The organism is Hufsiella ginkgonis, assembly GCF_009834915.1.
Lineage (GTDB): Bacteria > Bacteroidota > Bacteroidia > Sphingobacteriales > Sphingobacteriaceae > Hufsiella > Hufsiella ginkgonis.
Window position 1 is genome coordinate 106,251 of record NZ_WVHS01000001.1, and the last position, 24,460, is coordinate 130,710.

The window sequence follows — 24,460 nt, forward strand, 5'->3', positions numbered from 1 at the left end:
AATAATTATTCTAATGAAACCGTTAAATACCTTTTTCCTATTTGCAGGGCTGGCTGCAATTGCGTCGTCTTGTGTGCAGCGGTCATCTTCACCCGATGGTAGCGCTCCCAAACCAACCGACACCGTGCCTTCCAAAATGGTGCTGATCCCGGCTGGAACTTTTAAGATGGGGACAAATGATCCGGCCTATACTGATGCGATCCCGATTCATACCGTGTCTCTTGATAGTTTCTGGATGGATGAGCACGAAGTTACCAATGCGGAGTATGAGCGATTTGTGGCTGCTACAGGGTATAAAACCGTGGCTGAGCAGCCGCTGAACCCAGCTGATTTTCCAGGCGCACCGGCAGAGAGCCTTGTCCCTGGTTCCGGTGTTTTCACCCCGCCTTCACACCCGGTCGCACTCGATGACCCCATGCAATGGTGGAAATATGTGGCAGGTGCAAACTGGCGCCATCCGCACGGCCCGCAAAGCTCCGTTAAAGATCGCCAGAACGATCCTGCGGTACATATTAGTTATACCGACGCCGCTGCTTACGCTGCCTGGGCAGGAAAACGGCTCCCGACAGAAGCGGAATGGGAATATGCTGCCAGGGCCGGCAAAGAGCAACAGCCCTTTTATTGGGGAACGGAGCTGAAGCCAGGCGGAAAATGGATGGCGAATATCTATCAGGGAAACTTTCCCGACGGTAACACCGGCGAAGATGGTTTCCTGGAACTGGCCCCTGTTAAAACTTTCCCGGCCAATGCCTATGGATTGTATGATATGGATGGCAATGTATGGGAATGGTGTGGTGACTTTTATCGTCCCGATTATTATAAGGTTAGCCCATCCAGGAACCCAAAGGGACCGACCGACAGCTTCGACCCCGAAGAACCTGGTGCGATTAAACGTGTACAGCGCGGTGGTTCTTTTCTATGCAGCGACCAGTATTGTATACGCTACCGCCCTGGAAGCCGTGGGAAAGGAGAAATAAACAGCGCCTCGAACAACCTCGGTTTCAGGTGTGTAAAAGATATTGCTGCCATTTCTCAAACCCGTTGAGCTAGTAGGTCCCACGGTCAATCCATACCGGTGCAAGCCAGGCGACGGGCTTCTGCGGATCGGCGGGGGCTTTCCCGTTGACGACATCGCCGCCCCCGGCGTTCCATACGCGGATAAAAAAATACTTCGCTGAGGCGTTTTTCACCGTTGGCTTCCAAACTACGGCATGTGAGGGCGATGAGGGAACATACGTATCCGCAACCGTACCGTTATCTTTCATGATCTCGATCTTTGTGATCCAGTCCTGCGGTTTGTTCGTATCCGGGTCGCTTATGGAAATGTCGAATTTAAACGTATCGCCGCCTTTCAGCGTAGCGCCCATCATAGCGCCGTTTACAGTATACCTGCATTGAATATTCTGTTCCAAAGAGGCATAGGTTCGTCGTGCAGCCATGGCTTCGAGGATGGCTTTCTGCGTTTTTTCAGTGGCAAGTACAAACGTGCGTGAAGTCTGCTGGGAGATGCCCGCGGTACCATGATTGTCGTTACCGCAAACCGGTGAAACTTTCCATCCTGCGTCGAGGGCGTTCACGAAGGCTTCGTAATGAATATTGGCGTTCGAGTTGATCACCTCCAGCATCGTGAATACATCGGTTACTTTTTCGTCGCGATACGCCCATTTATCCCAGGCATCGGCTGCCGGATGGTTAAATGTAGCCACTACCGGGCCCGGACCATAAGATGATACCGTATCCACCCATTTGTAGAGCGACTTGATATCGATGCCTGGAAACAATGCATTAAGATACGAACGGCTGTTGATCACGTTGAGGTGGCCTTTAGGTCCGGGACCGTCGTTCTCGGAATGTTCATAACCTACGATCGCCACGAAATTCTTGTCGGTGGCTTTCATTGCCTGTTCATGCGTAGATATCCATTGAGGGTTTCCCGGGCTAGGCGGCGCGAACCCCGCTTCCTGTGAGTGGTCGGTGACGATGTAAAAATCGTAGCCTTTTGCTTTCGCTAATGCGAAGTGTTCGGATGGCGGGCCCTGTACCTTCCGCCAATCGGGGTTGATGGTGGTATTGATGGCGCGCTGTACGCCCATTGAGTCGACCTCCTGGTATTTTTTGGCGCCCGCAATTTGTGTCATCTGCGAGCCGTGCGACTCTGTATAAGAGGTGTGTGCATGGGTGCTGCCTGAATAGATGTGATACACAGGAAGCTTTTGCGCATGGACGGCGGTGGCAACCAGCATCACGGACAGGGAAAGTGCATGTTTGAAAAGAGATCTCATAATATCGGCTATTTACATTAGGGAGACTAAATGAGAGAAAATGTACTAAGGCCCCGAATTTTTATTCTTAACGCCGGTGCTTATTCATTTTATTTTTGCGCTAACCTAAACTAAGGGAAAAGGCCGCCGCTTTGAGCATAAAAAAGTGAACAGGCTTTAACGCATTTAGTACAACCGGGCAAAAATGGTATCTTAATTATCAGAATGGTACAATCGCGCGCGTAATGGCACCATGATAAACGCCCGATACACGGTCCATTAATTTCGGAACAGTAAGACAACATGAAATTTAAAACTTGTTTATTCATAGTAATCTCTTCTCTTAGCGTATGGACCCGATCCTCCTATGCGCAAACAAAAACACGGACAAATGTGATCTTTATCCTCGCCGACGATCTTGGATATGGCGACCTTGGTTCCTTTGGGCAAAAGCTTATCCGGACACCCCATCTCGACGCGCTCACAGCTTCGGGGATGAAGTTCACCTCGTTCTATTCCGGCACTTCGGTTTGCGCACCATCGCGCTCCGCCCTGATGACGGGACAGCACACAGGCCACACGCCAATTCGAGGCAATAAAGGAATGAAGCCCGAAGGACAGTTTCCACTCAAAAACCCGGCTTACACCGTTGCGGAGCTTTTCCGCGATGCAGGATACGTCACCGGCGATTTCGGTAAGTGGGGACTTGGCTTCCCGGGCTCGGAGGGAGAGCCTTTGAAGCAGGGCTTTTCCGAATTTTTCGGGTACAACTGTCAAAGCATTGCCCACGACTATTTCCCGGACCATCTGTGGGAAAATAACAAACGCGTGGAATTGCCGAATACGCAAACGGACAAGAAAGTTTATACAGGCGATCTCATCCAGTCAAAAGCGCTTGCCTTTATCGAAAAAAACAAGGCGAAACCTTTCTTCGCTTTCTTATCCTATACGCTTCCTCATGCAGAATTGCAGCTTCCCGCAAACGATCCGGTGATGAAGCAATACATCGAAGCGTTCCATGAGCAAGCCCGACCCGTTAAGCCTCAACCGGGGGATGCCGATCCGGGCGTTTATGAACCACAAGCATATCCCCATGCGGCTTATGCGGCAATGGTGACCCGATTGGATACCTATGTAGGAGAAGTCGTAGCGAAGCTGAAAGCGTTGGGGATCGATAAAAACACGCTGATCATTTTCTCCAGTGACAACGGTCCGCACCGCGAAGGCGGAAACGAGCCCGAGTTCTTTAACAGCAGCGGCGGCTTTCGCGGCATCAAGCGCGATCTTTACGAAGGCGGTATACGGGAACCGACGATCATGAGCTGGCCCGCCGTCATCAAACCGGGGTCTACTTCGGCCTTCACCGGCGCGTTTTGGGATATGATGCCCACCTTCGCAGAGATCATCGGCGTAAAAGCCCCTGCATCGATAGACGGGATATCGATCCTTCCCACGCTTAAAGGACAGCCAACGGTACAAAAACAACACGAATTCCTGTATTGGGAATTCCACGAGAACGGCGGCCGGCAAGCCGTTCGGATGGGAAACTGGAAGGGTATACGCCTTAATGCCATGTCTGATCCTGATAGACCGATCGAACTTTACGACCTCGCTGCCGATCCGGCAGAGACGAACGACCTCGCCAGGTCGAATCCCGAAATCGTGAAAAAACTTTCCGCCATACTCAAGCGGGAACATACTGAAAACCCCGATTTTCCCTTTTTCAGCAAGAAAAAATGACACGATATTACCTCTTTATCCTCCCGGTATTCTTCCGCTTACAACTTAGTTCCCACCGCATGCTTTTGGGGATTACAGTTACCCGTTCAAACGCAATCCTATAACAGAAAATAGTCATGAAAACCTTACTGACCCTCCTATTGGCCGCCGCCTGTACCACCGCGGGCGCCCAGGTAACGAAGAAGCCGAATATCATTTACATTATGGCCGACGACATGGGTTACGGTGATGTCGGCTTTAACGGTCAAAAAAAGATCAAAACACCGAACATCGACCAACTCGCCGCCGAGGGCATAATTTTCACCGCACATTATGCAGGGACTTCCGTTTGCGCACCCTCGCGGGCAGCTCTTATGACGGGCGTGAATACCGCCCACGGGCATATTCGTGAGCTCTCCGCCTGGACCGCCAGCGGCAACGCCATAGATTTGCTCGACGAGGAGATCACCGTGGCTGAAGAGCTGAAGCGTGCCGGCTATTCGACCGCCGTGATCGGCAAATGGGGTATGGACGAAAGCAATACTACCGGGAAGGCAAATAAACAGGGATTCGATTATTTCTACGGATATAAAACCCATACCGAGGCGCATCACTATTACCCGGAATACATCTGGGAAAACGACACGAAGCTGGTGCTGGCTGGAAACGTTACTGCCGAGAAAAAAGGCGAATACTCTAATGACGCGTTTACCCGCAAGGCGCTCGATTTCATACGCAACCATAAATCCAGCCCATTCTTCCTTTATTTACCGTATACCGTACCGCACAACGAAATTACTGCGCCCGCCGATTCGAAAGCGCCTTATGAGAACCTGGACTGGCCGAAACGCCCGATGCAGGCGGGACACTACTACCACGATGCGGAAGGAAACACGGCATACGCGGGGATGGTGAGCCGGTTAGACCGGTACGTGGGCGAGATCATGGCTGAACTGAAAAAGCAGGGCCTCGATGAAAATACGTTCGTGATTTTTACCAGTGATAATGGCCCCGCGTTCGACAATGGCTTTTTCGATAGCAACGGGCCTTATCGCGGAAGGAAATTAACCTTGTATGAAGCCGGCGTTCGTGAGCCTTTCGCCGCCCGCTGGCCAGGTAAGATCAAGCCGGGCCAGGTAACCGCACAGCCCGCAGCCTTTTGGGATTTTCTTCCTACAGCGTGCGAAATGGCCGGCATAAAACCGTCAAAAAAAATCGACGGGATCTCCTACCTGCCGACCCTGCTTGGGAAAACCCAGCCTCAGCATGACTTTTTCTATTGGGAGATAAACGAAACGCAAGGCCCCGTCCAAGCCATCCGCATGGGTAAATGGAAGGGCATAAACGCCTACCAGAAACCTTTCGAGCTATACGACCTGGAGGCCGATCCGGCCGAAACGACCAACCTGGCTGAGAAAAATCCGGGCATCGTAGCAAAGATCCGCAAAACCATGTTCGAAACGCGGACTGAAAACCCGGAATTTCCGCTGACCAAACGTACGGCACATTATGGTAACGACGGAAGCGGGGTCAACGAAAAAAACGAGTAATATCCGCATATGCTACTGGTCACCAACCCGGATTTTGCCTGATGCTGGGATTGAGGTTCAGTTCTGTAATGGGAATCGGGAATAAATAGAGGTTGTCCTTAAAATATCGTGTCCGTATATTGATCGGCTGGTAGGTGTATTTAGAGCCCGATAAGCTTATCGACATACCATGCACAAACCTGCCGTCGAGCTGGGCGCCTGCCTTCCATCTCCGCAGGTCCCAAAACCGGTGGCCTTCGAAAGCCAGCTCGATGGCCCGCTCGTTCTGTATGAGTTGCCGAAGTTGGTCGGTGGAAGGCGCTGCAGGCAGGCCGAAAAGCCCATCGTTACCGCGTTGGATGCCTGCACGCTCCCGGATAGACCGCAACACGGCAAGGGCGTTTGCCGGCTGCCCCGACTCATTGCAGGCTTCTGCATAGTCTAGCAGCACTTCCGCGTAACGGATCAGCGGTACCGCGCGGTCGACATTATTTCCCCCGCTTACCGCGGCGTACTCGTCGCACATTTTGCGGTGGAAATAACCGGTCACCGTCCCAGTGTTACTCGATATCGCTACGATCCCGTCCGACCCACCCGAATAGGTATACACGGGCGCCAGGGCCTTCGTCGTGTTCAGAAAATACAAGCTACCGTTATACATCACGGTAAAACCGAAGCGCGGATCACGATCGCGATAAGGTTCTGCCGGATCATAACCCGACAAGGGATCAACGATCGGCCGGCCGTTCGCCATCGGGAACATGTCGACAAGCTCCTGGGTCGGGTAATCGAAATACCATGCGCCACCGCGCGATTTAGGATTATGCGAAATCTCCATGATCTTTCCGGATGGATATTGCCTGGAAAAAATAAATTCGCTGTTTACCCGGGTAAGGAAAAGCTTGTAAAAACCGTTTCCCGGGCGAGTGGCGTTATCACTCATCAATTCGTAACGTCCAAGGTCTATCACTTCTTTGGCTGCCTCACGCGCAATTACCCAACGGTTAGCATCCACGGTAGGATACGCTGTAAGTTTCGCCAGGTCAGGGTCGGCACTGATGCTGCCACCGTTAAACAAGGGGCTGGCCGCCATGACCAGGATTCGCGATTTCAACGCCAGCACTGCGCCGCGCGTCACCCGGCCATAGTCATCGCCCGCATACGCTAGCGGCAGGTCGCTTTTGATGGCATCCAGTTCCGAAACAAGGTAGCTCATACACGATCCGAACGTGCTGCGCGAAAGATCGGCCTGGTCTTCGATCGCATACACCCGGTCTCCGAGCAGGGGAACGCCGCCGAAATAGCGAATAAGGTAATGATAGTACCAGGCGCGCAGAAATCGAGCTTCGGCACGCAGGCGTATTTTTAAGGGCACAGACAGCGGCCAACGCTCAGCATTGTGAAGGAAAATGTTAACGTTCCGAATTTTGGCGTACAGGAAGTTCCATTCCGTGGCCATCTTGCTGTAGAAATTCGGCCCGAATACACCTTGCGTAACCTGTTTATCAAAATTCCCGGTAGCGGGATAACGTCCTTCCGCCAGGTCGGTAAGCCTCTCGAAATCGCTGGTATTATGAACGGCGCCTGATTGAATGTTAAAATCAGCTCCGATGTAAATGCCGGTAAGAAAATCCATCGTCAGCGCACTGTCGGCGAAAACGACCTGTTCGTTCAGCGGCGCATCGCCTTTGCGGTCAAGAAAGCCTGATTGCTTTTTACAAGCCCAGGATGTTAAAATAAGGATCAGCATTACAACTGCGCCGCCGGGGAGATTCAGCCGTCTACGAAGGTGTTTATGCCGTCCCGTCATAACTGTATCGCAATTCCGGTATTGAACAGACGCTGCTGCGGATACGTGCCGGTCACGCTCCCCCGCGCAACCTCAGGATCAACCTGGTACCTGCTGAAAGATCTCGACCAGGAAAAAAGGTTATACCCATTGGCGAAAAGGCGCGCCTGTTTCAGCCTTACTTTTCGCAACAAAGCCGGCGGAATTTGCCAGCCTGCTTCCACGGACCTTACACGTAGGTAATCGCCCGGAATTACCCAAAAGGTAGATGGGTCGGCAGACGTCATGTAGGTACCTACGAAGTCGGAAACCAGGCGCGGAAAGCGGGCGTTGCCGGCCGTTTCGGGCGTCCAGCGCTGCAAGTGGAACTCCTGGAGATTCGCTTTCCACGGTGACGATATGTCTTGCGAAAGCTGGAAATCGAAGTTAAGATCGGCCTGCAACAAAATACGAAACGAAAGTTTACGGTAAGTGAACCCGAGATTTAGTCCCAGCCGGTCGGCGGGCAGGTCTGAATTCCCGATGTACGCACGATCGTCTAAATCGATCTTGCCGTCGGTATTGAGGTCGCGGTATTTTAAGAATCCCGTACCCACCAAACCAGCGGGTTTGGCAACGTTGGGATCGTCGATTTCTTTTTGGGTGTAAAACCCGTCGAATATCCATTGCTGCACCATCCCAACGGAATTCCCGGTTAGCTGCTGCCATGGATACTTCGCCTGGGGCTCGTCAATTTCGAGAATTTGGTTACGTGCATGAGAATAAATACCCTGCACCTCAAACCCGAACTTACCCGTGCGCTTACTCAGATTTATTTCCAGCTCCATACCGCGGTTGGCGACCTTGCCGATATTTACCGGGGGAATAGACGACAACCCGAAATAGGGCGCGATAGTATTCCGGGGGGTAAGAATATTGAATCGCATATTTGAAAACCACTCGAAAGTGGCCGATAACGAACCGTGGAACAGGCTCACGTCCAGCCCCATGTCCGCTTTTCGTTCCTTTTGCCAGGTGACTTCTTCGTTCCCGATCGAGCCTTCGGCGATTCCCGAATAGGTTTTACCGGATTCTCCGAACGAATAGGTGCCATTTCGCACATACGTTTGATCGTATATGTAGTAATTCCCGGTGCCCGGATCGTCGGAACCGGTGAGGCCCAGGGAACCGCGTATTTTAAACAGATCGACAAAGGTGAAATTGTCATGGAAAAACGATTCCCGGGCTATGTTCCATCCAATCGCCATCGCCGGAAAGAACCCGAGTCGACGGGATCCTACGAATCGGCTACTGCCATTGTACGCGCCTGAAAATTCGAGAAGATAACGCTCATCATAGTCGTAGGTCCCCCGAAAAGTAACTCCGCGAAAGTTCGCAGGGATATAATTATTCGATGCGTTGGCATCTGCCCGGCTTACGGTCGTTTGGTTAAATAGCGCCAGTGCGCCGAAATTATGTTTACCGTATTGCCTGCTGAAGGCCGTGTTTACCTGGAAATTGAATTGCCGGGAAGGCGATCCTGCATTATAGATAAGCTGCCATGGGTCGACACGTGAAACTGCGGCATCGCGTGGTGTATAAAGGTCGTTCGCCTGGTCATAATACCAGGAGGGAAAATTGCGGCGGACCAACTGCCGCTGAGCCGACGAAACGTTGAGCGCTGAAATTTTGACTGTGGCGAGAAGACCGGGCAAGAGCGCATCGAGTTTTTGAGTAGCCGACAGATTGAGGTTGATGGTATTTTCCTGCACCCTGGTATATCCCCCATAGCCGATGCGACCTACGATATTCGGTTTGGCGCTAAACGGCGCGGGACGAAAAGGCGGCGACCAGCCAAATGTCCCGTCCGGGTTACGGATCGCATACGTATAGGGGTTGAGAAAATCGTACCGGAACAGCTCGTTGAATGCCGCCACTTCACCGGCCCCGCTGGCTCCGTCGAAATATGGGTTGTTGCGGAGGCCGGAACTCCCGGAGGCATCGGCTTTGATCAGCAACGAACCCGATGCCGATATATCAAGATTAGCACGAAAGTTATACCGGTTATAATAGTATTCGTTATTGATCTCTGGAGAAACGGAAAGCTCGTTAAGCATTCCCTGCTGGTTGAGGTACCCGCCCGATATGAAATAGCGCAAACGTTCGGTTCCCCCGGAGATATCAAGCCTGGTGCTGGTCATGGGTGCTGATTTCCGGAACAGCGTATGATACCAATCCACGTCGGGATGACCGTAAGGATCGCCGCCGTTGCGGAACAATTCCAGGTCGGCAGCCGAAAATTCCGGGGGGGTTGCAGTGCCGCTCAGCAGGTTATCGTTCGCTATTGACTCGTTTCGCAGCTTCGCGGTTTGGAAAGCGTTTAAAAAACGGGGCGTGTGGGTGGGGACCTGGATTCCATATTCCGTGCGAAAGTTGATTTTCGGGGGACCGCCCTTTCCCCTCTTCGTAGTGACAAGCACTACACCGTTCGCACCCTTAATTCCATAGATAGCCGTCGTGGATGCGTCTTTTAGCACCGTAACGGCCTCTACTTCATTCGGATCGATCGTAGAAAACAATTCATACGAAAACGCTACGTCGTCCACGAGAACGAGCGGCGTGGTCACACCGGTAAATGTGCTCACCCCGCGGACAACAAATTCGGCACCGTCTTTACCAGGCATACCCGAACGCTGCTGCGAAAAAAAACCTGTAAGTTTTCCTGTAAGCATATTTTGCATGCTGGCAGAGGGCGTCGATATGATATCTTCTTGCTTGATGGAACTGATCGCACCGGTTTTCGTAATGGTTTTCTGCGTGCCGAATCCTATAACCACAACTTCGCTAAGGAAACGGCTGTCGGCAGGAAGGACGATATTTTTTTGTGCAGCGTCTACACGCCATTCCACCTGGAGGAACCCAACGCATGTAAAAAGAAGTGTAGCACCGGGAAGCACATCGACAGTAAATTTTCCATCGGGATGGGACATAGTGATGTCGTGACCACCTTTTAAGCGGACGGTCACGCCACCCACCGGCAGGCCATCGCTACCGGTGATCTTGCCCGTCACATGATAAGAAGGCGGCGGCCCGGTGATAAGAGAAAGCACGATGACATGATCGTCGCGGATCTGCCAGCTCACCTTCGTGCCGCTGAACAGGGCAGTCAGCACGCCGGGAAGCGATGTGCCTTTCTCCGTTACCAGGCTTACCCGGGCATCGGGCCGTACCTGGTCGGCATTGTAGAAAAAGCGGTAGCCGCTCGCGGCTTCGATCCGGTCCAGCACGTCGGCCAGCGGCACATTTTGCAAATTAAAGGAAAGGGTAACGACCTGTGCGCGTGCCAGGTCAGGAAAAAAAATAAACGACACGAACATGCCAACGAGTAAAACCACCCTCATGATAACCCAATTCGTTGTTTACCAGCGCATAGCCACGCTCCGGACTGCAAGTATAAATGATTAGTATAAACCTAACGTTAATTTACCTTCAGCTATCGTGTACTTGAACGATGTGGTGGCCTGCAGTAATTTCATCGCCTCATCCACCGTCTCGTTGCTGATTGTACCGGTAAGGTGTACGCTTTTCAATTCCTCATCCGAAAATGCGATCTCAAGATTATAACGCCGCTCCATCCGGCGGGCCAGGTCGCCGAAACGCTCGTTCCGGAACACCATTTTATTATCGATCCAGGCTGTTTCCACGAATTCATTTTTGGTCCCGTGGGCCGGCGTTACCGCTGAAATTTCGAAAGTTCCGGTTTGATTACCGGATTTATCTGTGCTTCCATTGGCATTATACAAAAGTTTCTCGTTAGGTTTAAGCACGATCTTACCCGGACTCTCCCCTTTGCGAAGCAGTACTTCAACCGATCCGTCGATCAGCGTGGTCTCTGTCAAATGATCATCCGGGTAGGCCCGAACGTTAAAAATAGTACCAAGGTCGATAATACTGATATCGGCCGTATGAATGATAAACGGATGCCGCTCGTCATGAATGACGGTAAAGTATGCCTCGCCGGTCAATGTGACTTCCCGGGTGGGCCGTGAAACGAAATCGCGGGCATAAGAGAGCCGGCTTCCGGCGTTGAGCTTAACGGTAGTGCCATCGGGTAGCGTCACTTCGGTACTCGTGCCGTTTTGGGCGACGATCTCATTGGAGCCCGAAAGCCGGGAAGTCCGTGCAAAAACAAACCAGCATACCACGGCCGCCACGCAGGCTACAGCAGACCAGCGCACCAGGGACTTCCGGTAAAATGGTATTACGTCCGCAGTCGGTCCTGAGACTTCGAGCATGCTGTGAATTTCTTCAACGATGGCATCGGGAATCGGGTCTTTTACTTCGGTTGCGCGCATCACTTCGTACGAAAACCAGGCATCCGGATCGGACTTGAACAGCTCGTCCAACTCCCGGTCCTCGTCGGCCGTGGAGGCACCCGAGAGCCGTTTGCCCATTAGCATCCATATACGATTTTTAAAAGCCATTGACCTGTATCCGCAATAACGGAAGTAAAGCTAAAATTAAGCTTTTCTACCGATATAGAGTATGTATGATGGGGCACATACTAAGCGATAACTTAAAAAACATGCTTTGATGCATTATTGTCCGTAAAGGCTGATGGCGAAGCTGATTTTCTTCACGGCGATAGCCAGCTGAACATCGATCGTGTTGATCGAAATTCCAAGTTGTACCGCCACATCCTTATTGCGATAGCCCTGTTCGCGGATCAGCTTATAGATTAACTGGCAGCGCGGCGGCAGATTTTCCACTACTTCGGCGATGATCTTTGCAAGTTCCCCGGTTAACATGGTGCTTTCCGGATCGATGGCCACTTCCGTCGAAAGCGCTTCGATCGGCTCTTCTGTAAAGCGTAAAACGTCTTGTTCCTTTTTTCGTTTACTCAACTCCCGGTAACAGCGGTTTCGTACCGATGTGAACAGGTAAATACGCATGTGCTCGATTTTCCCGATGTCCTCTTTTTTGTTCCAGATTTGAAAAAGTATATCCGACACCACCTCTTCAGCCAGTTCGGTCGATTTCAGGTGCGACTCAGCGAAAGATAATAACGTCGGGTAATACGTGTCCCAAAGATGCCGGTACACTTCGGTAAAATTTTTTTTCAAAATAAGCTCATGAAGGCTTGTCTTGATTAATTTTTCCATCGAGAATTAATTTAGGCGGCAGGTCGAGCTTACCGGTTGTCAAATCAACGGGTTTAATATTAATCGGTTATTTGCTTACCATTAACAAATACTGTCGTCTTCACGTCCGAAGGTTAAGGCTGATAAAATTGGGTATATCGTTAAGAGGCTTTGCCGCAGGAAGGGAGATTGAAACGGCGAAAAGCTCACCGGAAGAGCTTGCGTCAATCTTTATAATTTCGTAAATTAGCTATGTGGCTAGAGAAAGGAATGTAGGACTGGATTTCGTAATCGATAAGCTGACTAATTCGATCGAAAACACTTTTACTGGTGAGGTTTTTGATACTGAAATTGCCATGCTTACAAGTACGGATTCCAGGCAAATCAAAAAGGCTGACTGGCAATTTGATTGGCAAAAGGAGTTGAAAGACGCGAGTAAGGAAGTATTTAAACTGACGACTGTAAATAACCCGAAAATAATACAAGGTTTATTGAGTATCGAAGATAAACAGGATCACGTATTTATGCATCTTATTGAGAGCGCAAAATTCAACAAGGGTAAAGGCAAAATGTATTTTGGCGTTCCTGTCAATTTGGTAGCATATGCCTGCAAGGTTTCTGTCGATAAAGGATACGAAGGCTTTCTTGCATTTGATGCAAAATCGACGTTAATCAAGCATTACGAACAATCGCTGCGTGCGACACACTTTCGGGGATTACGAATGTTTATAGAAACGAGCGCCGCTTTACGGCTCATTTCGCAATACTTTAAAAATTAAAAACATGGGACTAATCAGGGAACCAAAGAACATTGATCTTTCTACGAAGTCAGAACCATGGACGGAAGTTGAACTTTATGATTTCCGAAATTTGATGCGAGATATTAAGGCTAAAAATGCAAAGCGCAAGGAAAGGGCCCTAAAAGCTAATGGCCAACCGGCACAGCGAGTCCGATAACAGCACATCTGCTAACAAGGGCTTGGCGCAAGTGGGCCACCCGTGCAAGCCGAGCCTTTCTGCTTTTTAACTAAATTTATTGCAAAGCTAACGACAGTGGTTTTTAATTTCCACCTGCGCCAAACCCCGGAACGTTATGCGGCAGTACAAGATCCTACTCCGGTCGGCGATCCTTCCGGCATGACACCCATGTTCTTGCTGTGACATAACTATTTTTCCACATTCCATCATTTTGACAATCGCCGCTTGGCACCCTGATTTCCAACCCCATTTTTTAATACTTACCTTCACCTCACCGATTTTTAACGGCGATGAAAACCTCGATAGCGCATCTTCCATCCGAAAAACAGCAGGAACTTTCTGGTGTACTGGAAGCTATTTTGCAGGTTGCCAAACCGGTAATGGTGATTCTTTTCGGAAGCTTCTCACGCGGCGATTGGGTGGAGGATCGTTATGTTGAGAACGGTACGACCTACACCTACAAAAGCGACTTCGATATCCTGGTCGTATTTAAGCAGGAAAAGCATATTCCTTCGAAGATGGCCAAAGGCATCAGGCAAACAATCGGCAAGCGCGCGGAAGGATTTACACCGTTAAGCATGATTTTCCACGGCATCGACTTTTTAAATAAGGAGTTGGAAGAAGGGAACTACTTCTTCGCAGATATTGTGAAAGAAGGGACGATGCTATACGATAGTGGGTCCTATCAGTTGGCAGCGGTAAAAGAGCTTTTACCGGAAGCCCGAGCTAAGAAAGGTAAGATGTACTTTGATAGTTGGTTCGACAATGGTAACAAATTCCTTAAAGGCTCGTCCTTTTATTTAAGCGAAGGTGACTACAAACAAGCCATTTTTCTACTTCACCAGGCTACCGAAAGTTTTTACATGGCTATCATCCTCGTCTTCACTGATTACAAGCCGAAAACCCACGAGCTCGATATATTGAGTAAAGAAGCACGGATGCTTGACAAACGATTTCAGCAGGCTTTTCCACAGGCTAGTGCGGAAGAAGTTCGGTTGTTCGATTTATTAAAGCGGTCGTATATCGATTCTCGATACAAGATGGGTTATGTAGTAGCTAAAGAAGGCCTCGACTACCTGGCGGAGCGCGTAAAACGATTGAAAGAATTAACAGAACAGGTTTGCCTGGAAAAGATCGAACAACTAAGGCAGGCCGAATGAAACCGATAAAAGACAACTATACCGAGCTTCTTGATAATATCGGCCTCACGATAGAGACCGCACGACAAAACGCATTCAAGGCCATTAATACCGAATTGGTGAAAGCTAATTGGGAAATCGGCAGACACATCGTCGAATTTGAACAGCATGGTGAAGAACGGGCAGAGTATGGAAGCGACTTGTTATCAAGGCTTTCTAAAGATTTAAAACTTCGTTACGGGAAGGGATTCGGCAGACGGAACGTGCTTGATATGCGACGGTTTTATATCGCTTTCCCAAAATGGCAAACAGTGTCTGCCAAATTAAGCTGGAGTCATTTCATTGTGCTGATCGGCGTTTCGGACGAAACCGCCCGTAAGTTTTATGAACAGCAAGCCATCAACGAGAACTTATCGAAACGAGAACTCGAGCGACAAATCGATTCGTCGCTTTTTGAAAGGCTTGCCCTCAGCAAAGACAAGAAGGAAGTACTGAAGCTATCCGAAAAGGGTCATATCGTTTCACATCCTGCTGAACTAATCAAAGATCCTTACGTTCTTGACTTTCTAAAAATCCCACAAAGTACTAAGGTGACAGAAAAGCACCTGGAACAGAAGATCATCGACAACTTGCAGTTATTTCTCTTAGAACTCGGCAAAGGTTTCGCCTTCATCGGCCGGCAATACAAAATTTCTTTACGGAATAAGCATTTCTATGTCGACCTCGTATTTTATCACCGTATTTTGAAATGCTTTGTGTTGGTTGACTTGAAAACAAAAGCAGTGCAGCATAACGATGTTGGGCAGATGAACCTTTACCTGAATTACTTCAAAACGGAGGAGAATGTTGATGGCGATGGCGAGCCGATCGGAATTATCCTTTCAGCAGACAAAGACGAGGTACTGGTTGAATATGCTACCGGCGGAATGTCTAATAAGATATTCGTTTCAAAATACCAACTTTACCTGCCTGGCAAGAAGCTACTGCAAAAGCAGGTGAAAGCTATACTTGATGCCAAATAGTAAGTGGGGGCCAGGATTCGGTACCACCTGCCTGTAACAAGCGGTTTGGCACAAGAATGGCTTCAGACCTTCCACCTACTTGCCGCTAAACATCCTAACATAGCGATACTCCTTACCTGAGCGGATATCCTTCACACGTGCTTCTATCTTATGCTGTCCGGGTAATGGCTCTCCCCACTTAAACAGGTAATAAGCATCGGCAGTCGCGCCGCCGGTTCCCTGAGCTTTTTTCACCACCTGCTCGGTTTTAACCGCTTTTCCATCCACCATTAATTCGATCAATCGTACAGCCTCGGCCCGAAGCGCCTGGCGAACGCCGGTCCAGCGCGTCCGCACACGAATAGCCAGGCCTGCTTCCGGGCGGCCTTCTTCGAACTTATCCTCTTTGGATATTACGGTGATCACGGCCTGCGGCCGCGAAAGAGTTTGACCATCCCACCACTTCCAGGTTTTCTCGCTGGTATTGATAAAGACCCTGGCCGCATCCGTCCCGCCAAGCATACGCGTTTTATAGTTACTCACGCTGTCGTGGCGCACGCCGACTACCCAATTTTTCTTCAAGGCGGCGATCATTGCATCATAGGTCGGCTCTTTTGCTATAAAAAGCGTTCGGTGGTTGGTGAGCTCGTCTGTCCACCACCATGATTCCGCGCCATGCGCATCCTGCAGCGTTACCATCGGCAAACGATACCGGTACTCAGCAAGATACGGTAGCCAGAACATGAAGTTCTGACCGAAATGTACGGTACTGAGTGCCACGTACCCGAAATTATTCAGCGATTCATCGATTAGGATACGCGCCAGGGGCTCGTTGTTGCTCACCTGCAGCATGAGGCCGCCATTTGCTTTCCTCAATTGTTCGAGGGTGGTGGATTTTAACTCCGCGAAAGACGATTTTTTACTAAAATGAACCGGTACGTTCGGCGGAGCGATGTAGTCGAGCACATGATTGAAGGATCCCATTCCTTCCACACTTACTTCGTTATCGTGCGGCTCGTCCGATTGAAAAAACGTTACCGGAACTTTTCGCTCGTTTGCAATGCGCTGCGCTTCGGCGGTCCAGCCGGCTACCGGGTATTTCACCCCCCACAGGTGAATGTTGAGGCTATCTGCCAGCATAACAGCTTCGAGCGGACTTCCGCTACCCTGCGCCTGGAACTGCACGGTATAAACCTTGTAGCCCGAGAAGTCGGGTCTGGGCTCATTAAAGCTTTTCGGTTTGGGCGCCCGGTCGAGCTCGGCAAGGGCGCCAAGTGACGTAAGTGCGTCGATGGCATAGAATGAAGCGACCGGTGTGGAATGCAATCCGGGCCGTGCACCGAAACCGCCATCAGCGTTTCTCAGCGATGCCAGGTACCTGATGGCGGCAGCTTTGTCAGCTGGCGCGGCGTTCAGGCGGGCCAGCGCTTTGATCGCGGCCCAGGTGTACGCTACGTCGTCATTCACCCCAATGGCAGGCGAAGGCTGATGGGTAAATCCCCCGTTCGGCCGCTGACATTTCTGGAGCCAGGAAACTGTTTCTGCGGTTAACTGCTTCGGACCGCCCAGCGCGTCCCACGCGGCCAAAGCCCAGCAGGTATTGAGCACGTTACCATCTCCGCCGGCAGCTGCCAGTGCATTGTTAAAGCTGCCGTTCGACCGGCGGCACGATTCCAGGTAACGTAAAAAACCGGGACCATCGGTCATAGTGAGGCCAAGGAACTCATTGCAGATGGGGGTCATCGTTTCCTGGAAGAGGCCAGCATAGCCATTGCCCTCGTAATTAGCCAGCACACCCGCCTGCGATTTCCAGCTTTTTACGTCGTCATCGAACGAGTGAAGATCGCCGCCAAGCCAGCGGACGGCCTGGATTTGTTCATACACCAGGTTACGCATGTTGGAGCCGCTTGGCCCCGCCTCGCCCCTCGGGGTGTTGCCGATAAAATAGTTCAACGTGCCTGTGGTTGTCGATTTTTGCGGATGATGCGTACGGATGAATTCGGCCAGTCTGGCTTTATCAGCGGGCAACGCATCGATATCATATAGAATCCCGGTTACCGCGTACGTTGGCGTGAGGTGCGAATCGTATTGATCTTCCCAGCCGTAGCCGCCGTCGGGCTTGGAAAGGCGCGTATTGATATAGGATAAGAGCTCCTTTTTCCAGGACGATTGAGCAAGCGCTGCAAGCGGGAACAGGAAAAAGAGCAATAACAGGAATTTTTTCATTTGAATAATCGTTTTTAACGGCAATGAAGCTTCGATAAACTTTTATCCTTTTCTCAATAGCCCGGGTTTTGTAACAATGACGGGTTAATGGTTACATCGTCTTTCGGGATGGGGAAATAATAGTAGTTGTCTTTAAAGTAGCGCGTGCGCACGTCGATCTTTTTATAGGTATAGGTGGTCCCGGTCCTTGTGATCTGCATGCCGTGTACAAACTTGCCGTCTAACTGCGGACCGAGTTTCCAGCGCCTGATATCCCAGATACGGTGCTGCTCGAAAGCAAGTTCGATGGCGCGCTCGTTTTGAATAATGAGACGCGCGTCGTCTTTTGCCGGACTTGCCGGAAGGCCATACATGCCGTCAGCACCCGCGTTGATGCCGGCACGGGCCCGCAGCAGCTTCAGGGTATTCATTGCCTCAACCGCATTGCCCGTTTCATTGGTTGCCTCGGCATAATTCAGCAGGATCTCGGCATACCGAATTACCGGCAAACTTCTGTCCACATTGTTACCGCCCTGGACAGAAGCGTTCTCATCGCACATTTTTCGCCAGTAATAACCCGTGATGGTCGCCGTATTCGATGAGAGGGCCACAATGCCATCGCCGCTGGCAGCACCTACATACGTATCGACGGCCGAAAGCGTCTTCGTAGAATTGAGGAACAGTAAACCGCCGTTATATACCACCGTGGCCGATAAACGCGGGTCGCGGTTTACATAAGGGTTCGAAGCGTCGTAGCCCAGGGGATTCGAGGCTGATTTAATGTCGGTCGCAATCGGCTTGCCGTTGATTGTCGGGAACCAGTCTACCAGTTCCTGCGTAGGATAACAATAGAAGTTGGCGCCTCCACGGGATTTCGGGTTACCATAGGTTTCCATTTGTTTACCTGTAGGGAGCGGGCGCGGAAGAATAAATTCGCTATTGTTCCGGGTAATAAAGGTCTTGTAAAAACCGTAGCCCAGCCCGGTCGGGTTCCCGCCCCATTTGGTGGTATTGTCAGTCACAAGCGAGTAGATACCCATATCCATGACCGCTTTTGCTGCCAGCCGGGCTTTTTCCCAGCGGTTGTTGTCGGCGGCAGGATAGCATAGCAGCTTCTGCAGTTCGGCATCAGACGGCGCCGTGCCTCCGCCGTTATAAAGCGGGCTGGCGGCGAACAGCAGCATCCGCGATTTCAGACCCAGGCATGCGCCTTTGGTAATCCGTCCGAAATCGAGGCCATTATAGCTCAGCGGCAGTTCCCCGCTGATCGCATCGAGCTCGCTAACGATGTAGTTCACGCATTCCTCGTAAGTCGAGCGCTTTTGTACCGCTTCGGCATCCGTATCGAATACATCATCACCCAGCAGCGGGATCCCGCCGAACGACCGGACTGCGTAGAACGTGTGCAGCGCACGTATAAAGCGGGCCTCGGCTTTTACACGTTTTTTCTTTGCTGCCGAAAGCGGACTTTTGTCTACGTTCGCCAGGAAGATATTACAGTTCCTGATCACCGAGTAAAACAGTGTCCATTCGGTTTGCTGCTGGTTAAAAAAGCCGCTGGCGAAAGTGCCCTGCGTAAAGATCTTGTCGTAGTTACCGCCGGCGGGATAGCGTCCTTCGCCTTCGTCGGCGTTTTTAGAATAGTCCATCAGGTTGTGTGCGCTCGCGATCTGGTAATTGTACGCGATATCGGAGTAAAGCCCCGCCAGGAAATCCATGGTATTGGTACTATCCGCGAAGGTGGTCGCCGCATTGATGGTTGCCGTGGTTTTCGTATCCAGGAAACCGCCTTTTTTACAGGAAGCCGCCGCAAAAAGGATGAAAACCCAGGAGAATATATAAATTTTTTTCATTAGAATGTTTTTAATGGCACATAATGGTTTCATCGTCTTATTTGATTGATACGTTTAGTCCTACATTATAAATGGCCTGGTTCGGGTAACTCAATGATCCGCCGGGATCACCGCTTTGGCGAACCACCTCAGGATCTACGCCGTACCGGTCGAACGTTTTAGACCAGGTATACAGGTTATAGCCGCTCACGTAGGCCCTCACGCCTTTTATCCCGGCTTTGCTCACCCAGCGCTCCGGAAGTTTATATCCCAACTCGATCGATTTAAGCCGCAGGAAGTTCCCGCTGATAGCCCAAAAGCTTGAGTTGCTGGCCGTGGTCATATAGGTTCCGTGGAAATTGCTCACAAGCGAAGGGAAACGCGCGGTCGAAGCTGTTTCAGGTGTCCAGCGATCCATGTGGATAGGCAACATATTCCCCTTGAACGGAACAGAATAATTGTAGTTGATCTGCACATCGTAATTGAGCGACGATTGCAGCATGAAGTTGAAAGAAAAATTCTTATAGCTCAGGCCGGTGGTTAGGCCGATGGTGGTAGTGGGCAGGTTCGAATGTCCTACAAAGGCACGGTCATCGTCGGAGATCACGCCGTCACCGTTCAGGTCGCGGTATTTCAGGAAACCCGGAAGCGTTGTGCCGGGGCCCCAGGCCGCGGTGGTTGAACCGATGTACTTAGGCACGGATGGGTCTTTCGCTTCCGCTTCGGTGTAATATCCGTCCCACACAAAACCGAGCACCTCTCCTACCGACTGACCGGTTTGGCGCTGGTATTCATATTTCGGGTTTACCTCATCCCGCTCAACGATGGTATTGTGTGCATAGGAGTAGTTCCCCCTCAGGTTGAAAGACAAGTCTTTACCTATACTTCCGTTGTATTGCAGCTCCAGCTCATGGCCTTTATTTGACACTTTACCCAGGTTAAGCGGCGGCAGGTCGGCATTCTTGATCCCGAAATAACTGGGAACGGTATTTCGCGAAGAAAGGATGTCGTACCGGAAATTGTCGAAGAAATTGATAGAGCCCGACAAGCGGTTCGCAAACAGTCCGAATTCCAGGGCTACATCAACTTTCCGCTCTTTTTCCCAGGTAACCTGGTTATTCGCCAGGGAGCCGGGAGCTACAGAAGTGGCATTGGTGTGGGTATCGCCGAAGGAGTAAGTACCACCTGCCTTGTACACTTCTTCATAGGAGTTTTTATATCCTGCCAGGTCATCGCTGCCGGTAATCCCCCAGGCGCCGCGAATCTTCAGCAAGCTGAGCACAGGAACGTTCTTCTTGATGAATGGCTCTTCTGAGATCACCCAACCTGCCGAGGCGGATGGGAAGAACCCGTATCGCCTGTTTGCGGCAAATTTATCCGAACCGTTATACGCCCCGTTAAATTCGGCGAGGTACCTGGTTTTGAAGTTATAGCTTACTCGTCCCGCGAGGCCCCGGGAGTTCACCGGGATATAATTTGCTTCGATGAGGGAATTGCTGACACTTTTGGAATATTGGTTGGCAACGATGGTCGAGCTAACGTTGTGGCTTTTAGCGAACGTACGCTGGTAGTTGAGACTAGCCTGCACACCCGTTTGCCTCCTCGGCGCGCCCGACGAATAACCCAGCGAATAGGGTTCGATACGTGCGGCGTTCACGCCTGCGGTCGTTTTTAATGTGTAAGTATTTGCCGCCGGGTCGTAATAATAACTCGGGAAATAGGAAGAGCTCAGCGACCTGTTGGATGTCGTTTGGTTGGCAATCGATCCGGTGAATTTAAGCAGGAGTCCCGGGGTGACGAAGTCTAGTTTTTGAATTCCCGAAACGTTCAGGTTGATGAGATTTTGCCTGGCACGGCTATACCCGCCATATTTGATGCGGCCTACTATATTGTTAGCGACCGACGGTTTCAGCGGATTTGTCGAGCCCAGGCTGCCATCCGGGTTGTAAACCGGGTATACGAATGGCGTTAGCGCTTCATAGCTGTAAATCTCACCAAAAGGGCCGCTGCCTACCTGCGGCTGGTTGGTTACCGTGTTGTTACCGGAGAGGTCCAGTTTGAAGCTCAGCGACTTATTGGCTTTGATGTCGAGGTTCGAACGGAAGTTATAGCGATCGAACCGGTAGTTGTTATCCACATCGTCAGACTTGAACTCGCGGAGCAGGCCACTTTGCGTTTCGTAACCGAGCGAAACGAAATAAGTAACACTTTCGGTACCGCCGGATAAGTCAAGATTGCTTTTTGACACTGGTGCGGTTTTTTTGTACAGCATATCGTACCAGTCGATGTTCGGGTGCCCGTAAGGGTCGCTACCATCGCGGAATTTCTGAATATCGGCGTCGGTAAATTCAGGTACATAGGTACCGCCCGAGATAAACATGTCATTTTTTAAGGCCTCGTTCCGCAGGATAGCGGCATCGGCCGAACCCAGAACTTCCGGTATGTTCGTGGGTGTTTGCTGGCCATATTCCGTGCGGAAATTGATCCTTGGAGCGCCCGCTTTACCGCGGCGGGTGGTCACGAGAATTACGCCGTTTGCACCTTTGATCCCGTACAAGGCAGTGGTCGAGGCATCTTTAAGCACACTGAGGCTTTCCACTTCGTTCGGATCGATGTTGCGGAAATCGTCGTAGCTGAACTCGATATCGTCAACCAGGATGAGCGGACGGACGTTTGCGTTCGCATTAAACGTACTTACACCGCGAATGAGAAAATCGGCGGCATCGCCACCGGGCCTTCCGCCGCGTTGCTGAGAGAAGAAGCCTGGAAGCTTGCCCGTGAGCGCGTTCTGAAGACTGGCTGACGGAGTGGCCTGGATCTCTTCCCGGCTTACCGTACTGACTGAGCCCGTTACACTGATTTTGCGCTGTGTTCCAAAGCCAACTACCACCACTTCGTCCAGGTGCTTCGAATCTTCTTCTATCAGGACGTCGACATTCGTGAGGTTCACTACCGAAACCTCTTTTGTGGCATATCCCATTAACCTAACGACCAGCGTATTCGATTTTCCGCTGAGCGTTATCCTGAATTTACCGGTACCGTCTGTACTCACGCCGTTCGTTGTCCCCTTTTCCATTATCGTGACGCCGGGAAGTGTGCCAGCTGCGTCACTAACCGTCCCTGTTACTACTTTGCTTTGAGCCATGGCAGCACCCGAACAGAGTAGCAGTACCGCCAGGATCAATACGTATATATTTTTCATATTCATCTGTTTTTATTCGTTTACCATCCTGGATTTTGAGTTAACGCCGGGTTCGCCTGCAGTTCCGGGAATGCGAACGGATAGAGGTACATCCTTGGCGCGATGAACACGATCGGCTCTACGCTGACGACCTGGTAGGTGAATATACCGGGCGCGGTCATGGTAATTTTCATACCGTGTAGGATCTTATTAAAATCGGTCGCCGCGGTTTTCCACCGCCGGACGTCCCAGAAGCGTTGCTCCTCGAAAGCCATCTCTATACGGCGCTCGAGGCGGATCGCATCACGCATTTCGGCCTGGGTCATGTTGGCTTTCAGTCCGTACAGCGAACCGGCTCCTGCAGTGATACCGGCCCGTTTCCGGATATTTGTAAGCTGCGTATAGGCAATCGTCCGGTTTGCAAGCACGTCGCCTGACTCATTGATCGCCTCGGCATAGTTAAGCAACATCTCCGCATACCGGAAAATACTGAAGTTGTGATCAACCAACCCGTAATTGCTCGCGGTCGAAAGATCTGGAAGGAATTTGCGGAGGTAATACCCGGTCTTCGTTTGGGTCACCGCAGTATTCGGCTTATCGGATCCTCCCTCGTAGGTTTGCACCGCCCGGCCCAGCCATTGAGCGCCGTTGTAAAAGATCGTGGCATTGAACCGCGGATCACGGTTCGCGTAGGGTGTTGCTGCATTATATCCGGAACCGGCCGCATTGATCGCCTGGCCGTTATTCATCGGGAAGGCATCGACGAGTTCCTGCGTGGGGCTGGTGGTCCCGGTACTGGCGTACAGGTCAGTGGTATACCCTATCGGTGCATTCGCACGCTCCAGGTTCGAGTTTTTGGCCTGCTGAAAGCCGAGGATCACCTCTTTATCCGCGCGGTTAACGAACGCGGCGACGAAACTGGAGTTCAGAGCGTAGTAATTCAGGTCGATCACCGCTTTGGCGGCAGCGGCGGCGGCCGTCCACTTCGCAGGATCGTTGCCTGGGTTGTTCAGCGGGCTTGCCGCGTATAACAGAACCCTGGATTTGAGGGCAAGTGCAGCGCCTTGTGTAGCTCTTCCGCTTTGCGTAACCGGCTCCTTCTGAAGTAAAGGGCTGACGGCGTCGCACTCGGTTACAATGTACTGAACCACCTGGTCGTACGTATTCCTTGGCAAAGCCGCATTATCATCGGGTGTCAGCACCTTGTCGCCGATCAGCGGAACGCCACCGTAGCGCTTCGCCAGCTCGAAATAAAACATTGCCCGCAGAAAACGTGCTTCGGCTTTCCAGTACTGTTTGGTAGTAGTCAGCACAGGAACGATGTCTATTTTCGACAGGAAAAGGTTAGCCCGGTAAATGCCGCCATAGTTGGTCGCGTACGCTTCATCGGCGGTTTGAGTGGAGCTTTGCGTACCTTTTGAGAGCAGGTTGATGTTATTGGACACCAGGTCTGATGCAACGGCATCGTCGGTAGCCGCATCGAGGAAAGCGTTCCCTACGCGGTTGAATCCCTTCGGCAGGAAAGTATAGATATTGGTGAGCGCCTGTTCGGCGTACACCCCGTTGATGTCGGTCTTGTCGTAGATCACGTCTTCGGTCCGCTGTTCGAGCGGGATATCTTCGTTTTTAGTACAGGCTTGCAGGAAAGCGAAAGCGAGCACGGCTATTAAGCTTGTATATGTTCGTTTATTGAGCATGTTCGTCAC

General features: G+C 51.0%; 15 protein-coding genes. 6 read left to right on the plus strand and 9 right to left on the minus strand.

Annotated features, from left to right (window positions below):
- Positions 1-13 precede the first annotated feature (13 nt).
- Positions 14-1,045: a formylglycine-generating enzyme family protein gene (locus GS398_RS00480; RefSeq protein ID WP_160904794.1), complete on the plus strand. Its 1,032-nt coding sequence runs from the start codon at positions 14-16 to the stop codon at positions 1,043-1,045.
- Between the two features lies 1 nt (position 1,046).
- On the opposite strand, the gene GS398_RS00485 is transcribed toward GS398_RS00480, so the two are convergent.
- The gene (locus GS398_RS00485; protein WP_160904795.1) at positions 1,047-2,282 is read right to left on the minus strand and encodes a CehA/McbA family metallohydrolase; all 1,236 of its coding nucleotides are present in this window, start codon (positions 2,280-2,282) and stop codon (positions 1,047-1,049) included.
- A gap of 372 nt (positions 2,283-2,654) precedes the next feature.
- On the opposite strand from GS398_RS00485, the gene GS398_RS00490 reads away from it, so the two are divergent.
- Positions 2,655-4,001 (plus strand): arylsulfatase, encoded by a 1,347-nt coding sequence (locus GS398_RS00490; RefSeq protein WP_369410189.1) that lies wholly within the window; start codon positions 2,655-2,657, stop codon positions 3,999-4,001.
- A gap of 116 nt (positions 4,002-4,117) precedes the next feature.
- Positions 4,118-5,530: an arylsulfatase gene (locus GS398_RS00495; RefSeq protein ID WP_160904797.1), complete on the plus strand. Its 1,413-nt coding sequence runs from the start codon at positions 4,118-4,120 to the stop codon at positions 5,528-5,530.
- A 19-nt stretch (positions 5,531-5,549) separates the two neighbouring features.
- Here the strand turns inward: GS398_RS00495 and GS398_RS00500 are convergent, their stop codons facing one another.
- From GS398_RS00500 to GS398_RS00515, 4 genes are all read right to left on the minus strand, one after another.
- A complete protein-coding gene (locus GS398_RS00500) occupies positions 5,550-7,319 on the minus strand; it encodes a RagB/SusD family nutrient uptake outer membrane protein (RefSeq protein ID WP_160904798.1) in 1,770 nt (589 codons plus the stop codon).
- On the minus strand, positions 7,316-10,678 hold the full coding sequence (locus GS398_RS00505) for a TonB-dependent receptor (protein ID WP_160904799.1): 3,363 nt from the start codon (positions 10,676-10,678) through the stop codon (positions 7,316-7,318). The genes GS398_RS00500 and GS398_RS00505 overlap by 4 nt, the downstream gene beginning before the upstream one ends.
- A 60-nt stretch (positions 10,679-10,738) precedes the next feature.
- Positions 10,739-11,731 carry a FecR family protein gene (locus GS398_RS00510; protein WP_160904800.1) on the minus strand — a complete coding sequence of 331 codons (993 nt, stop codon included), beginning with the start codon at positions 11,729-11,731 and terminating at the stop codon, positions 10,739-10,741.
- Positions 11,732-11,875: 144 nt separating this feature from the next.
- On the minus strand, positions 11,876-12,439 hold the full coding sequence (locus GS398_RS00515; protein WP_160904801.1) for an RNA polymerase sigma-70 factor: 564 nt from the start codon (positions 12,437-12,439) through the stop codon (positions 11,876-11,878).
- Positions 12,440-12,672: 233 nt separating this feature from the next.
- On the opposite strand from GS398_RS00515, the gene GS398_RS00520 reads away from it, so the two are divergent.
- The 3 genes from GS398_RS00520 (at position 12,673) to GS398_RS00530 (ending at position 15,557) form a co-directional block, all read left to right on the plus strand.
- On the plus strand, positions 12,673-13,197 hold the full coding sequence (locus GS398_RS00520; RefSeq protein WP_160904802.1) for a hypothetical protein: 525 nt from the start codon (positions 12,673-12,675) through the stop codon (positions 13,195-13,197).
- 489 nt (positions 13,198-13,686) lie between these two features.
- On the plus strand, positions 13,687-14,556 hold the full coding sequence (locus tag GS398_RS00525; RefSeq protein WP_160904803.1) for a HEPN domain-containing protein: 870 nt from the start codon (positions 13,687-13,689) through the stop codon (positions 14,554-14,556).
- Positions 14,553-15,557, plus strand: a complete 1,005-nt coding sequence (locus tag GS398_RS00530; RefSeq protein ID WP_160904804.1) for a PDDEXK nuclease domain-containing protein — start codon at positions 14,553-14,555, stop codon at positions 15,555-15,557. Before GS398_RS00525 ends, GS398_RS00530 begins: the two co-directional genes overlap by 4 nt.
- Positions 15,558-15,632: 75 nt before the next feature.
- Here GS398_RS00530 and GS398_RS00535 read toward each other — a convergent pair whose 3' ends face one another.
- The 4 genes from GS398_RS00535 to GS398_RS00550 are packed head-to-tail and all read right to left on the minus strand — an operon-like array spanning position 15,633 to position 24,451.
- On the minus strand, positions 15,633-17,762 hold the full coding sequence (locus GS398_RS00535) for a prenyltransferase/squalene oxidase repeat-containing protein (protein ID WP_160904805.1): 2,130 nt from the start codon (positions 17,760-17,762) through the stop codon (positions 15,633-15,635).
- Positions 17,763-17,815: 53 nt separating this feature from the next.
- Positions 17,816-19,594, minus strand: coding sequence for a RagB/SusD family nutrient uptake outer membrane protein (locus tag GS398_RS00540; protein WP_160904806.1), 1,779 nt, complete (start codon positions 19,592-19,594; stop codon positions 17,816-17,818).
- A gap of 37 nt (positions 19,595-19,631) precedes the next feature.
- Positions 19,632-22,775: a SusC/RagA family TonB-linked outer membrane protein gene (locus GS398_RS00545; protein ID WP_160904807.1), complete on the minus strand. Its 3,144-nt coding sequence runs from the start codon at positions 22,773-22,775 to the stop codon at positions 19,632-19,634.
- Between the two features lie 20 nt (positions 22,776-22,795).
- Entirely contained in the window at positions 22,796-24,451 is a 1,656-nt protein-coding gene (locus GS398_RS00550; protein WP_160904808.1) for a RagB/SusD family nutrient uptake outer membrane protein, read from the minus strand.
- Positions 24,452-24,460: the final 9 nt, after the last annotated feature.

What these genes read in the sequence shown, in the direction of transcription:
- GS398_RS00480 (WP_160904794.1), top strand. Translation starts at nt 14, where the DNA reads ATGAAACCGTTAAATACCTTTTTCCTATTTGCAGGGCTGGCTGCAATT.
- GS398_RS00485 (WP_160904795.1), bottom strand. Translation starts at nt 2,282, where the DNA reads ATGAGATCTCTTTTCAAACATGCACTTTCCCTGTCCGTGATGCTGGTT.
- GS398_RS00495 (WP_160904797.1), top strand. Translation starts at nt 4,118, where the DNA reads ATGAAAACCTTACTGACCCTCCTATTGGCCGCCGCCTGTACCACCGCG.
- GS398_RS00500 (WP_160904798.1), bottom strand. Translation starts at nt 7,319, where the DNA reads ATGACGGGACGGCATAAACACCTTCGTAGACGGCTGAATCTCCCCGGC.
- GS398_RS00505 (WP_160904799.1), bottom strand. Translation starts at nt 10,678, where the DNA reads ATGAGGGTGGTTTTACTCGTTGGCATGTTCGTGTCGTTTATTTTTTTT.
- GS398_RS00510 (WP_160904800.1), bottom strand. Translation starts at nt 11,731, where the DNA reads ATGGGCAAACGGCTCTCGGGTGCCTCCACGGCCGACGAGGACCGGGAG.
- GS398_RS00515 (WP_160904801.1), bottom strand. Translation starts at nt 12,439, where the DNA reads ATGGAAAAATTAATCAAGACAAGCCTTCATGAGCTTATTTTGAAAAAA.
- GS398_RS00525 (WP_160904803.1), top strand. Translation starts at nt 13,687, where the DNA reads ATGAAAACCTCGATAGCGCATCTTCCATCCGAAAAACAGCAGGAACTT.
- GS398_RS00530 (WP_160904804.1), top strand. Translation starts at nt 14,553, where the DNA reads ATGAAACCGATAAAAGACAACTATACCGAGCTTCTTGATAATATCGGC.
- GS398_RS00535 (WP_160904805.1), bottom strand. Translation starts at nt 17,762, where the DNA reads ATGAAAAAATTCCTGTTATTGCTCTTTTTCCTGTTCCCGCTTGCAGCG.
- GS398_RS00540 (WP_160904806.1), bottom strand. Translation starts at nt 19,594, where the DNA reads ATGAAAAAAATTTATATATTCTCCTGGGTTTTCATCCTTTTTGCGGCG.
- GS398_RS00545 (WP_160904807.1), bottom strand. Translation starts at nt 22,775, where the DNA reads ATGAAAAATATATACGTATTGATCCTGGCGGTACTGCTACTCTGTTCG.
- GS398_RS00550 (WP_160904808.1), bottom strand. Translation starts at nt 24,451, where the DNA reads ATGCTCAATAAACGAACATATACAAGCTTAATAGCCGTGCTCGCTTTC.